The organism is Streptomyces sp. NPDC051136, from assembly GCF_044455745.1.
Taxonomy (GTDB): domain Bacteria; phylum Actinomycetota; class Actinomycetes; order Streptomycetales; family Streptomycetaceae; genus Streptomyces.
The window spans coordinates 525,531-537,768 of record NZ_JBITFE010000007.1 but is presented as its reverse complement, the minus strand read 5'-3'; the positions used below and the strand labels follow the sequence as shown (position 1 = coordinate 537,768).

The 12,238-nt window shown below is 72.3% G+C and carries 10 protein-coding genes; 1 reads left to right on the top strand and 9 read right to left on the bottom strand.

Features of this window, described 5'->3' with window-relative positions; genetic code table 11:
- Window positions 1-356: 356 nt before the first annotated feature.
- The gene (locus ACIBCJ_RS22940) at window positions 357-1,364 is read right to left on the bottom strand and encodes a stage II sporulation protein M (protein WP_365981458.1); all 1,008 of its coding nucleotides are present in this window, start codon (window positions 1,362-1,364) and stop codon (window positions 357-359) included.
- A gap of 126 nt (window positions 1,365-1,490) precedes the next feature.
- On the opposite strand from ACIBCJ_RS22940, the gene ACIBCJ_RS22935 reads away from it, so the two are divergent.
- A complete protein-coding gene (locus ACIBCJ_RS22935; protein WP_365981459.1) occupies window positions 1,491-2,444 on the top strand; it encodes an RDD family protein in 954 nt (317 codons plus the stop codon).
- A gap of 82 nt (window positions 2,445-2,526) precedes the next feature.
- On the opposite strand, the gene ACIBCJ_RS22930 is transcribed toward ACIBCJ_RS22935, so the two are convergent.
- The 8 genes from ACIBCJ_RS22930 to ACIBCJ_RS22895 all read right to left on the bottom strand — a co-directional run bounded on the left by ACIBCJ_RS22930 (window position 2,527) and on the right by ACIBCJ_RS22895 (window position 12,231).
- Complete coding sequence (locus tag ACIBCJ_RS22930; RefSeq protein ID WP_365981460.1) at window positions 2,527-3,141, bottom strand: hypothetical protein; 615 nt, start codon at window positions 3,139-3,141, stop codon at window positions 2,527-2,529.
- Window positions 3,142-3,251: 110 nt separating this feature from the next.
- Window positions 3,252-4,709 carry an adenosylhomocysteinase gene (gene ahcY, locus ACIBCJ_RS22925; RefSeq protein ID WP_362097978.1) on the bottom strand — a complete coding sequence of 486 codons (1,458 nt, stop codon included), beginning with the start codon at window positions 4,707-4,709 and terminating at the stop codon, window positions 3,252-3,254.
- Window positions 4,710-5,002: 293 nt separating this feature from the next.
- Entirely contained in the window at window positions 5,003-5,983 is a 981-nt protein-coding gene (locus ACIBCJ_RS22920; protein WP_362513242.1) for a cation diffusion facilitator family transporter, read from the bottom strand.
- A gap of 179 nt (window positions 5,984-6,162) precedes the next feature.
- Window positions 6,163-7,314 (bottom strand): mannose-6-phosphate isomerase, class I, encoded by a 1,152-nt coding sequence (manA, locus tag ACIBCJ_RS22915; RefSeq protein ID WP_365981461.1) that lies wholly within the window; start codon window positions 7,312-7,314, stop codon window positions 6,163-6,165.
- Between the two features lie 94 nt (window positions 7,315-7,408).
- Window positions 7,409-8,536, bottom strand: a complete 1,128-nt coding sequence (locus tag ACIBCJ_RS22910) for an SIS domain-containing protein (RefSeq protein ID WP_362097968.1) — start codon at window positions 8,534-8,536, stop codon at window positions 7,409-7,411.
- A gap of 82 nt (window positions 8,537-8,618) precedes the next feature.
- The gene (locus tag ACIBCJ_RS22905; protein WP_362097966.1) at window positions 8,619-8,789 is read right to left on the bottom strand and encodes a Trm112 family protein; all 171 of its coding nucleotides are present in this window, start codon (window positions 8,787-8,789) and stop codon (window positions 8,619-8,621) included.
- Between the two features lie 370 nt (window positions 8,790-9,159).
- Window positions 9,160-10,524, bottom strand: a complete 1,365-nt coding sequence (locus ACIBCJ_RS22900; RefSeq protein WP_365981462.1) for a phosphomannomutase/phosphoglucomutase — start codon at window positions 10,522-10,524, stop codon at window positions 9,160-9,162.
- An 81-nt stretch (window positions 10,525-10,605) separates the two neighbouring features.
- Window positions 10,606-12,231 (bottom strand): L-lactate permease, encoded by a 1,626-nt coding sequence (locus tag ACIBCJ_RS22895; protein ID WP_365981507.1) that lies wholly within the window; start codon window positions 12,229-12,231, stop codon window positions 10,606-10,608.
- Between the last annotated feature and the right edge of the window lie 7 nt (window positions 12,232-12,238).

The following is a 12,238-nucleotide window of genomic DNA, read 5'->3' as shown; positions in this document are numbered from 1 at the left end:
CCTCTCGGGCTTTCCTCCGGGCGCTTCCCTTCGGTCTTGCGTTTCCGACTCTATCAGATCTTTCCGATCCGATTTCCTCGGTGCTTTCCAGGTTCCCGCTTTCGCGTTTCCCTTTCCGGCGGTTCCGACTTTATCAGAAGTTTCGAGGCCGTCTTACCGGCCGTTCGTTTCCGATTCATCGGGAGAGTGCTTCATCGAATTCGTTGAGTTCGGGAAGCAGATAGATGTTCACCGTCGCCCTCCGGGGTGAACCCGTCTGCAGGCAACTGTTCGAATCTACCTCCCCGCTCGCTCCGTGTCAACGGCTCTTGCGGGAACGAAGAGGACAGTAGCAGCTCGTCAGGGGTGGATGCACATCAGGCGGCCGTCGGCACGGTGGCGCTGCGTTCGGCAGCCTCGACGTCACCCGTGGCACCGGCCCGCACCGCGCGGCCGCCCAGGACGTAGACGTAGGCGAGGAAGGCCGACTCGGCGACGACGCCGATGGTGACGCGGGCCCAGGTGGGCAGGCCGGACGGGGTGACGAAGCCTTCGATGGCGCCGGACACGAAGAGGACGAGAGCCAGTCCGACCGCCATGCCGATGGCAGCCCGGCCCTCTTCGGCGAGCGCGATGCGGCGGGTGCGGGGGCCCGGGTCGACGAGGGTCCAGCCCAGGCGCAGACCGGTACCCGCGGCCACGAACACCGCGGTCAGTTCGAGCAGGCCGTGGGGCAGGACCAGGCCGAGGAAGGTGTCGAGGCGGCCGGCCGACGACATGAGTCCGAAACCGACGCCGAGGTTGAGCATGTTCTGGAAGAGGATCCAGATGACGGGCAGCCCCAGGAAGACGCCCAGGATGAGGCAGAGCGCGGCGGCCCAGGCGTTGTTCGTCCAGACCTGGGCCGCGAACGAGGCGGCCGGGTTGCTCGAGTAGTACGTCTCGTACTGGCCGCCGGGGCGGGTCAGCTCGCGCAGTTCGCTCGGTGCCGCGATGGTGGACTGCACCTCCGGGTGGGTGGCGATCCACCAGCCCAGGAGTGCCGCGACGGCGGTCGACAGGAGGGCGGTGGGAACCCACCAGTGGCGTGCGCGGTAGACGGCCGCCGGGAACTGCTGGGTCAGGAAGCGCGTGACGTCGCGCCAGGAGGCGCGTCGGGTGCCTGTCACGGTGCTGCGCGCGCGTGCCACGAGTTGGCTGAGCCGTCCGGTGAGCTGGGGGTCGGGGGCGCTGGACTGGATCAGGGACAGATGGGTGGCCGTGCGCTGATAGAGGGCGACGAGTTCGTCGGTCTCGGCGCCGGTCAGCCGGCGTCGGCGCCGGAGGAGGGCGTCGAGGCGGTCCCACTCGGCGCGATGGGCGGAGACGAAGACGTCGAGGTCCATCGGTGTGCCTGCTCCTCGGCTATCGTCGGCGGCTCGTCGTGGATCAGCTTGTCGTACTGCGGCGCGGTGCGTCCTCAGCTTGGCAGACTGGCGGGGACGGGGGCAGTCAGGGGAAGGGCGTCGGGCGTGAGTGAGCTGGTGACGGGCGAGGCGGTGACGCTGGAGCTGCGCGCCGCGCGGCTGCCCAGCAGGGCACTGGCCGTTCTGCTCGACCTGGCGGTGGCCGTGGCCGTCTACGTGGCGGTGACCATCGCGCTGGTGGTGTCCACTTCCTCCCTGGACGTGGCGGCGCAGACCGCGCTGTCGATCGCGACCTTCGTCCTGGTCCTCGTGGGCGGGCCGATCGCCGTGGAGACGCTCAGCCATGGCCGCTCGCTCGGGAAGGCGGCGTGCGGGCTGCGGGTGGTGCGGGACGACGGTGGTCCGATCCGGTTCCGGCACTCGTTGGTGCGGGGCCTGATCGGCGTGATCGAGATCCTCATGACGTTGGGCGTGGTCGCCTGTGTCGCCTCCCTGGTGTCCGCACGGGGACGGCGGCTCGGTGACGTGTTCGCGGGCACGCTCGTCGTGCGGGAGAGGGTGCCGTCCTCGTCGGCGGGTTTCATGCCGCCGCCTCCGCCGTGGCTGGCGGGGCGCTTCGCTGGGCTCGACCTGTCCGCGGTGCCCGACGATCTGTGGCTCGCCGTGCGTCAGTACCTGACCCGGATGGGACAGCTGGACCCGCGGGTCGGCTGGGCGATGGCCGAGCGGCTCGCCGCCGACGTGGCCGCCCGTACCGGTTCTCCGGTGCCGCGGGAGATTCCGCCGCCCGCCTACCTGGCGGCGGTACTGCAGGAGCGACAGGTCAGGGAGGCCCGGCGGGCGACCGGCGACGCGCCGGCGGGTGGGGGCGCTCCTCCGGCGGCGGCCGTGCCGCCCGGGGTGCCGGTGCTTCCGGTGGCTCCCGCCTCGGCCGTCCCGCCGCCGCCCCCTGCGCCGGCCGACCGTCCGACCGGGCCGCCGGCGGGGGGCCGCCCCGAAGGGTCGGGGGACGAGCCGCGGGGCGACCGACCCGGCACCGGGTTCGTACCGCCTGCGTAGGCGCGGCTCGCCCGTCCGGCACCGGGTTCGTACCGCCCGCGTAGGCACGGACCGCCCGCGTCGGCACGGCCGGCTGCGCCGCTCACCGGAACACGGACGGTGGTGTCTCCAGGTCTTCCAGCTCGATGCCGGGGGCCGCGAGGACGACGTCACCGGCGATGTGCACGGAGTGCTGTTCGCCCGTGTCCAGAGCTGTGACCTGGTATTCGTCCACGGTCAGGGGTCCGTTGTCAGTGGCGTGTGCTTCTCTGTTCAGCAAGGCCCAGGACTGGTCCACGGTGCGGGGGGCGAGGACCGGGTCGGTGAGGGCGACCAGTCGTACGCGGGTGGCTGACGGGGAGGGGGCGAGACGCAGGAGACGGGTCACGGCGACGAGGAAGGCCGGGGACGTGCCGGTGAAGGCGTGGGCGCGCGCATTGCCTTCGGCGGCGTGGAGTCCGGTGGGGTCGGTTCGGACCCAGGTGACTCCGTCGATGGCCGCACCGCGCACCTGCCAGTCGGCGGCGTGGACCTCCAGACGGATGGGCCGGCCGAGTTCGTCGAGGGCGAGGTCGACGGAGCCGAGGTGGTCTCCGGTGGGGGCGGTCAGCCGGGAGACGTAGCGCCAGCCGGAGGGGCCGGGGGCGCATTGGAAGTGTTCTTCTGAGAGGGGGGTGTGGTCGTGCGGATCGTGGAGCGAATATCGGCCGCGGGGCATGGGCGTCCTGGATGGTGACGGGCCGGTCCGGCCGCTGACGCGGACGCGGCACCGATGGGGCAGGCCCCCGACACGGGGGTGCGGGGGCCTGCCTCGGAGGAACCGGTGACTCAGTAGCGGTAGTGGTCCGCCTTGTACGGGCCCTCGACCTTGACGCCGATGTAGTCGGCCTGCTCCTTGCGGAGCGTGGTCAGCTTGACGCCGAGGGAGTCGAGGTGGAGCCGGGCGACCTTCTCGTCCAGGTGCTTGGGCAGCACGTAGACGTCGGTCGGGTACTCGTCGGGCTTGGTGAACAGCTCGATCTGGGCCAGGGTCTGGTCCGCGAAGGAGTTGGACATCACGAAGGACGGGTGCCCGGTGGCGTTGCCCAGGTTCAGCAGGCGGCCCTCGGAGAGGACGATGAGCACCTTGCCGTCGGGGTAGGTCCAGGTGTGGACCTGCGGCTTGACCTCGTCCTTGACGATGCCGGGGGTCTTGGCGAGGCCAGCCATGTCGATCTCGTTGTCGAAGTGGCCGATGTTGCCGACGATGGCCTGGTGCTTCATCTTGGCCATGTCCGAGGCCATGATGATGTCCTTGTTGCCGGTCGTGGTGACGAAGATGTCGGCCTTGTCGACGACCTCGTCCAGCGTCGTGACCTGGTAGCCGTCCATCGCCGCCTGCAGGGCGCAGATCGGGTCGATCTCGGTGATGATCACGCGTGCGCCCTGGCCGCGCAGGGACTCCGCGCAGCCCTTGCCCACGTCGCCGTAGCCGCAGACGACGGCGGTCTTGCCGCCGATGAGGACGTCGGTGGCGCGGTTGATGCCGTCGATCAGGGAGTGGCGGCAGCCGTACTTGTTGTCGAACTTCGACTTGGTGACCGCGTCGTTGACGTTGATCGCCGGGAACAGGAGGGTGCCGTCGCGGTGCATCTCGTACAGGCGGTGGACGCCGGTCGTGGTCTCCTCGGTCACGCCGCGGATCTCGGACGCCAGCTGGGTCCACTTCTGCGGGCTCTCGCTGACCGTGCGGGTGAGGAGTTCGAGGATGACGCGGTGCTCGTCGGACTCGGCGGTGTCGACCGAGGGGACCTTGCCGTCCTTCTCGTACTCGACGCCCTTGTGGACGAGGAGGGTGGCGTCACCGCCGTCGTCCAGGATCATGTTCGGGCCGCCGGTGGGGGTGTTCGGCCAGGTCAGCGCCTGCTCCGTGCACCACCAGTACTCCTCGAGCGTCTCGCCCTTCCAGGCGAAGACGGGGACGCCCTGCGGGTCCTCGGGCGTGCCGTTCGGGCCGACGGCGATGGCGGCGGCCGCGTGGTCCTGGGTGGAGAAGATGTTGCAGGAGGCCCAGCGGACCTCGGCGCCGAGGGCGACCAGGGTCTCGATGAGCACGGCGGTCTGCACGGTCATGTGCAGGGAGCCGGTGACGCGGGCGCCGGCGAGGGGCTGGGCGTCGGCGTATTCCTTGCGGATCGCCATCAGGCCCGGCATCTCGTGCTCGGCGAGAGTGATCTCCTTGCGGCCGAACGCGGCCAGGGAGAGGTCGGCGACCTTGAAGTCCTGTCGGCTGTCGACAGTCGTCATTACGGGCTGCTCCTCGGGTTGGGTCGAGGTGGGTACGGCTGACCTGCGCGGCGGCGGACACAGGGGTGCCCGGAAGAGGACACAGGCATGCCCGCGTACGCGCAGCGCAGTCCGTCGGAGGCCCTCTCTCCCTCGGCCGGCCCGTCCGGGGCCGCCCGACCGCCATCAGCAGCGACGTCTGGCTCCGATCCAAGCTACACCGCGCGCGCCCGCCGTCCCCAGTCCGCCTCCGAACACTTCCGGACGTTCACGAAGGGTGACAGCGGGCGGGGACAGCGGGCGCGGGGCGTCGGTCAGTGGGCGGCGGGCGGTGTGGTGGGGCCGCCGGGGGTCGCCTCCGGGTCGGGGCCCTTGGCGGCCTCGGACTCGCTGTAGATGTCCGGCTCCAGGTAGATGACGCGGGCGATCGGGACCGCCTCGCGGATGCGGGACTCGGCGGCGTCGATCGCGGAGGCGATCTCCGTCGCGGTGCCGTCGTGGCGGACCGCGATCTTGGCGGCGACGAGCAGTTCCTCGGGGCCGAGGTGGAGGGTGCGCATGTGGATGATGCCGGTGACGGTGTCGCCGGCGACGGCCGCGGTCTCGATCCGCCGGACGACGTCGGCGCCGGCGGACTCGCCGAGGAGCAGCGACTTGGTCTCGGCGGCGAGGACCAGCGCGATCAGGATGAGCAGGATGCCGATGCACAGCGTGCCGATGCCGTCCCAGACGCCGTCACCGGTGAGCAGGGCGAGGCCGACTCCGCCGAGGGCGAGGACCAGACCGACGAGGGCGCCGAAGTCCTCCAGGAGGACGACCGGCAGTTCCGGGGCCTTGGCGTGCCGGATGAAGTCCTTCCAGGACTCCTTGCCGCGCTGGGGGTTGGACTCCTTGATGGCGGTCCGGAAGGAGAAGCCCTCGGCGATGATCGCGAAGACCAGGACGCCCACCGGCCAGTACCAGTGCTCCAGTTCGTGCGGGTGCTTGATCTTCTCGTAGCCCTCGTAGAGGGCGAACATGCCGCCGAGCGAGAAGAGCACGATGGAGACGAGGAAGGCGTAGATGAAGCGCTCGCGGCCGAAGCCGAAGGGGTGTTGCGGCGTCGCCTGGCGCTGGGCCCGCTTGCCGCCCAGGAGCAGCAGGCCCTGGTTGCCGGAGTCGGCGACCGAGTGCACCGACTCGGCGAGCATCGACGACGATCCGCTGAAGAGGAACGCCACGAATTTCGCCACCGCGATCGAGAGGTTGGCGAGCAGTGCCGCCACGATCGCCCTGGTACCGCCTGACGCGCTCATGTGTCGCGTGTCCCTTCGCCTGCGTCTGCTTCGTCTGATCGGTCTGCGTCTGTGCACCGGTGGGCACGGCCGGTACCGGCTTTGCCCCTCCTTTGCGGTGCGCCATTGTTGCAGCCCGCTCGGACCCCGAGGTGCCGGATGCCCCGTCGGGGGCCCGGCAGACCCGTGTGAGGCAGGTGTCAGACGCGTACGGTGGCCCGGAAGAGGGTGCCTGTTCCGGACACTTCGGCCTTTTCGTGCGCCGGGACGAAGACGGAGCGGCCGGGGGCCAGTTCGTGCTCGCCGGCCCGTACGGTGCCCGCCGTGCAGAGCAGGATCTGCGGCGTGGCCAGGGTGAGTTCGTGGGGTGCGGATCCCTCGGGCAGGACGTAGCGGGACAGGCGGAACTCGTCGATCGGGGTGTCGTAGACCTCTTCGCCGTCGGGTGACGCCTCCGGGCGCAGGACGCCGGGGTCGCCCGCCTCGAAGCGGACGACGCGCAGGAGTTCGGGGACGTCGACGTGCTTGGGGGTGAGGCCGCAGCGCAGGACGTTGTCGGAGTTGGCCATGATCTCGACGCCGAGGCCGTTGAGGTAGGCGTGCGGGATGCCGGCGCCGAGGTACAGGGCCTCGCCGGGCTGCAGGCGTACGTGGTTGAGGAGCATCGCGGCGAGGACGCCGGGGTCGCCCGGGTAGTGGTGGGCGATGTCGGCGTACGGCCGGTAGGCGCCGCCGAGGCGGTCGCAGGCGGCCGCTGTCTCGGTGACCGTGTGGGCCATCTCGTCGGGGTCCGCGGTGAGGATCGCGGTGAGCACCTCGCGCAGGGCGGCGTCCTCGGGGTGGGCGCGCAGCAGGTCCACGTACGGCTTGAGGGAGGCGACGTCGAGACCGTCGAGCAGGTCGGCCGTCTCGGCCGGGGCGCGGAAGCCGCACAGCCCGTCGAAGTCGGTGAGGGCGCAGACCAGTTCGGGCTTGTGGTTGGCGTCCTTGTAGTTGCGGTGCGGGGCGTCCACGGGGACGCCGCGGCGCTCCTCGTCCTCGTAACCGGCCCTGGCCTGGGCGAGGTCGGGGTGGACCTGGAGGGAGAGCGGGGCGCCGGCGGCGAGGAGCTTCAGGAGGAAGGGCAGGCGCGGGCCGAATTTGGCCACGGCGGCGGCGCCGAGTTCCTTCTCGGGGTCGGCGTCGACGACGTCGGCCAGGGTGCCCCGGCCGGTGCGGGAGGGCGCGCCGGGGTGGGCGCCCATCCACATCTCCGCCTGCGGTTCACCGGTCGGCTCGGTCCCGAGCAGGGTCGGGATCGCGGTGGTGGAACCCCAGGCGTAGGGGCGGACGGTGTTGTCGAGGCGGTCCATGGGCTCTCTCTGCCGGTGCGTGCGCGGTGGTACGCGGGTGGGCGTACGGGGAGGTCGGCCGTGGGGGCCGTCCGTCGGAGATGGTGCGTGGGGTTCAGGCTCCCGAGGCGAGTGCCAGGTAGACGGCGGCGAAATCCGTGATGGCGATCAGTTCGGCGAGGGTCTCCAGTTCGCCGCCCTCTTCCGGCTCCAGCTCGCTGATCGGCGTGTCGTGACCGAGGGCCAGGTCACGGGCGTTGGGGGCGGCGGTGAGGCCGCCGGTGGGCCGGTCGCGCAGGAGCACCACGCGTGCGTGCAGGGCGGCCGGTTCCTCGACGCGGTCACGGAAGAAGTCGTCGGGGTCGGCGCCCGCGGCGAGCCGGCCGGCGAGCAGGGCGCTGTGCGCGGCGAGCGCTTCGGGCAGCTCGGCGACGACCGCCGGGGTGCCGGACAGCTCGGCGAGGGCGGCGGCGAAGCGGCGGCCCGCGGGGCCGGCGGAGGTGCCCTCGGTCCAGACGACGGGGAGGGAGTCGGCCAGCTCCGCCGCGAGGGTCTTGGCGGGGTTGCTGTAGGTGACGATCGCCGGCCCGCAGCGCTCGGCGATGCGGTCGAGTCGGTCGGCGACCTTGTCGACGGCCTCGGGCGGCGCCTCCAGCAGCCCGGTGCGGTCCAGCAGCGCGAGGAGCGGGGTGAGCAGCGCCCACAGGACGCCGGGGGCGGCACCGGCGAGCGGTTCGTCGTGGTCGTACGGGGCGGTCGCCATCGGGATGAACAGGCCGCGGGAGGCGCTGACCGCGTCGTTGAGCGGGGAGCTCGCGGGGGCGACGGCGACGACCGTGCAACCCCGCCGGTAGGCCTGCTCGGCGAGCAGGGACAGGCCCGGCTCGGCCCCGTCGGGGGTGGCGATCAGCAACAGGTCCACGGAGCCGGCCCAGCCGGGCAGCTCCCAGCGCAGGGCGCCCGCAGCGGGGGCGACGCCGGTGGGGGCGAGGCGGGTCACGGGGCTGCCGGCGCCGGCCAGGGTGCCGAGGAGGTCGGCGGCATGGGTGGCCGCGGCGCCGGGGCCTGCGATCAGTACGGCGCGGGGGCGGCCGTCCGGCTTGAGGTTGCCGACGCCGGCCTCGGCGGCGTGCCGGGCGGCGGTGCGCACGCGGGCACCGGCCTCGGCGGCGCCGCGGAGCAGGCCGCGGCGGTCGGCCTCGGTGAGGCGCTCCGGGGCGTCGAGGAGCGATTCGTCGAGCATGGCGGCAGGTCTCCGATCGCCGGGGCGTTCGTTCGATTGCGCGGGGTCGTCGTCGCCGGGTTGCCGGTCGCCCGGGCGGCCGTTATCCGGGGCGGCGGGCTTCGTCGACGAGGAGGACGGGGATGCCGTCGCGCACCGGGTACGCCAGGCCGCAGTCCTGACCGGTGCAGATCAGCTCCGCGTCCCGCTCCTCGAGAGGGGCGTGGCAGGCGGGGCAGGCGAGGATCTCCAGGAGGCCGGCTTCGAGCGGCATGGGGGTTCCCTTCGGGGGCGGTGGGGCTTGTGTGGATGTGCTGGTCAGGGTACCGCCGGGACGGGACTCGCGCGGAGGGCCTCCGTCGATTCCGGCGTCACCGCCGAGGGGCGGGGTCCGGAGCCCTCCGGGGCGGCTGCGCGCACCCGGGCCGCCCCGGCGGTACCTCTGCCCGCGGTTGCGGCCGGACGGACGGCACGGCTGCCCGCGGCGGCGGAGACACGGCCGTCCGCGGCGGCGGGGGACGGCCGTCCGCAGCGGCCAGGGGGGTGTCGTTCGGATCAGGCCGGCTCCGGGGGAGGGTTCCTCGTTGCCGGCCCGAGCGCGGTCTGATGCGTGCGGCCGCGCGGCAGGACCCAAAGGTCATCCCTTAGGCGCGGATGATCGCCAGAGCCTCGTCCCGCACCTTGGCCATCGTCGCCTCGTCACGGGCCTCCGCGTTCAGGCGGAGCAGGGGCTCGGTGTTGGAGGGGCGGACGTTGAACCACCAGTCGGGCGCCTGGACGGTGAGGCCGTCCAGCTCGTCCAGGGTGACGTCGTCGCGGTCCTCGTACGCGGCCCGGATCGCGGCGAGACGGGCCTGCTGGTCGGCGACGGTGGAGTTGATCTCGCCGGATCCCGCGTAGCGGTCGTAGGCGGCGACCAGGTCGGACAGCGGCCCCGCCTGCTCGCCGAGGGCGGCGAGGACGTGGAGGGCGGCCAGCATGCCGGTGTCGGCGTTCCAGAAGTCACGGAAGTAGTAGTGCGCGGAGTGCTCGCCGCCGAAGATGGCACCCGTCCTGGCCATCTCGGCCTTGATGAAGGAGTGGCCCACACGCGTGCGTGCCGGGGTCCCGCCGTTCTCGCGCACGACCTCCGGGACGGACCGGGAGGTGATGAGGTTGTGGATGACCGTGCCGCGGCCGCCGTTGCGGGCCAGTTCGCGGGCGGCGACGAGGGCGGTGACGGCGGACGGGGAGACCGGGTCGCCGTTCTGGTCGACGACGAAGCAGCGGTCGGCGTCGCCGTCGAACGCGAGTCCGAGGTCGGCGCCCTCCTCGCGGACGCGCTTCTGCAGGTCGACGAGGTTGGCCGGGTCGAGCGGGTTGGCCTCGTGGTTGGGGAAGGTGCCGTCGAGCTCGAAGTACATCGGCACGAGGTCGAGGGGCAGGCCGGCGAAGACCGTCGGGACAGTGTGGCCGCCCATGCCGTTGCCGGCGTCGACGACGACCTTGAGGGGCCGGATGGTGCGCAGGTCGACGAGGGAGCGCAGGTGGGCCGCGTAGTCGGCGAGGACGTCGCGCCGAGTGACGGTGCCGGGGCGGGCCGCGGGTTCCGGGGCGCCGGAGTCGCTCCAGCGCTCCACCAGGGCGCGGATGTCGGCGAGGCCGGTGTCCTGGCCGACGGGGGCGGCGCCCGCGCGGCACAGCTTGATGCCGTTGTACCGGGCGGGGTTGTGCGAGGCGGTGAACATGGCGCCGGGCAGGTCCAGCGCGCCGGACGCGTAGTACAGCTGGTCGGTGGAGCACAGGCCGATCCCGGTCACGTCGGCACCCCGGGCCGCCGCCCCGCGCGCGAAGGCACCGGACAGGCTCGGGGACGAGGGCCGCATGTCGTGGCCGACGACGAGGGCGCTCGCGCCGGTCAGCTCGACGAAGGCCGCGCCGAACAGCTCGGCCAGCGACTCGTCCCACTGGTCCGGGACGACACCGCGCACGTCGTACGCCTTCACGATCTGCGACAGATCAGCAGCCACGGCCAACCTTCCTGAAAGTCCTGTCGGGCCCCACAAACTACCCCGTGAGGACCGCCGGGCCGCCCGGGTGGTTCCCGGAGGTCAGGGCAGCATCCAGCCCAGGACCACCGTGGACTGCCCGACCACGATCAGGCACATGACCAGCAGCAGGCCCAGGCTCCAAGGCAGCACCTTGCGCAGCAGGTCGCCCTCGCGGCCCGCGAGTCCGACGGCGGCGCAGGCGATGGTGAGGTTCTGCGGCGAGATCATCTTGCCGAGGACGCCGCCGGAGCTGTTGGCGGCGGCCAGCAGCTCCGGCGAGAGACCGGACTCCCGCGCCGCGGTCACCTGGAGGGCACCGAAGAGCGCGTTGGCCGAGGTGTCGGAGCCGGAGACGGCGACGCCGAACCAGCCGAGCACCGGGGACAGGAAGGCGAGCCCGGCGCCCGCGGCCGCGACGAAGTGGCCGATGGTGGCGGCCTGTCCGGAGAGGTTCATGACGTAGGCGAGGGCGAGGACCGAGGTGACGGTGAGGATCGCGAACCGCAGTTCGTGCACGGTGGCGAGCCACTCCCTGACCGCCACGCGCGCGTGCACGCCGAGGACGGCGGCGGTGGCCAGCCCGGCGAGCAGCACGAGGGTGCCGCCGGTGGAGACGATCGGCCAGGAGAAGACGTTGCCGCCGACCCGGGTGCCCTCGGCGTCGGCGACGTCGAGGAACGGCCAGTCGTAGGACTGCGTGGCCCGCGCCAGCCAGTCCTTCACCGCGGGGATCTGCGCCACGGAGAACACGGCGACGATCAGCGCGTACGGCGCGTAGGCCCGCACCACCTCCCGCGGGGAGTCCTCCGCGTCCAGCTCCTCGCTGCGTACGCCGGTCAGCACGGAGGCCCGTACGGGCTCGGCGGCGGGCCTGCGGGAGTGCGGTACGGCGACCAGGGCGCCGGCGCCGATCAGCGCGGCGGCGATGTCGGCGAGCTGGGCGGAGACGTAGTTGGAGGCGGCGAACTGGGCGACGGCGAAGGCCACTCCGCAGGACAGGGCCGGGATCCAGGTCTCGCGCAGTCCGCGCCGTCCGTCGACCAGGGCGACCAGGGCGACCAGGAGCAGCGGGACGACGAGGGCCAGCAGGGGCGTCTGGCGGCCGACCACGGAGGCGACGTCGTCCAGGGGCAGCCCGGTGACCTGGGCCAGGGTCACCACCGGGGTGCCCATCGCGCCGAAGGCGACCGGCGCGGTGTTGGCGACCAGCGAGACGACGGCGGCGCGCACCGGGTCGAATCCGAGGGCGACGAGCATGACCGAGCAGATCGCGACCGGCGCGCCGAACCCGGCGAGGGCCTCCAGGAGGGCACCGAAGCAGAAGGCGACGACGAGGGCCTGGATCCGGGGGTCGTCGGAGAGCCGGCCGAAGGAGCGGCGCAGGATGTCGAAGTGCCGGGTGCGGACGGTCATCCGGTAGACCCACAGGGCGTTCACGACGATCCACAGGATGGGGAAGAGGCCGAAAACGGCTCCTTGCACGGCGCTGGAGGCCGTCTGGTCCAGCGGCATGCCGTAGGCGAGCCAGGCGACCAGTACGGCGGCCAGGAGACCGATGAGGCCGGCCAGATGGGCCTTCATGCGGACGCCGCCCAGCAGGACCAGGACGATCACCAGCGGCAGGGCCGCCACCAGGGCGGACAGGCCGAGTGAACCGGCGACGGGTTCCAGCTCCTGCACGTACACGGACGCC

Excerpts from the sequence above, each read along its gene's own strand:
- ACIBCJ_RS22940 (WP_365981458.1), bottom strand. The coding sequence starts at position 1,364 with ATGGACCTCGACGTCTTCGTCTCCGCCCATCGCGCCGAGTGGGACCGC.
- ACIBCJ_RS22930 (WP_365981460.1), bottom strand. The coding sequence starts at position 3,141 with ATGCCCCGCGGCCGATATTCGCTCCACGATCCGCACGACCACACCCCC.
- ahcY (WP_362097978.1), bottom strand. The coding sequence starts at position 4,709 with ATGACGACTGTCGACAGCCGACAGGACTTCAAGGTCGCCGACCTCTCC.
- ACIBCJ_RS22920 (WP_362513242.1), bottom strand. The coding sequence starts at position 5,983 with ATGAGCGCGTCAGGCGGTACCAGGGCGATCGTGGCGGCACTGCTCGCC.
- manA (WP_365981461.1), bottom strand. The coding sequence starts at position 7,314 with ATGGACCGCCTCGACAACACCGTCCGCCCCTACGCCTGGGGTTCCACC.
- ACIBCJ_RS22910 (WP_362097968.1), bottom strand. The coding sequence starts at position 8,536 with ATGCTCGACGAATCGCTCCTCGACGCCCCGGAGCGCCTCACCGAGGCC.
- ACIBCJ_RS22905 (WP_362097966.1), bottom strand. The coding sequence starts at position 8,789 with ATGCCGCTCGAAGCCGGCCTCCTGGAGATCCTCGCCTGCCCCGCCTGC.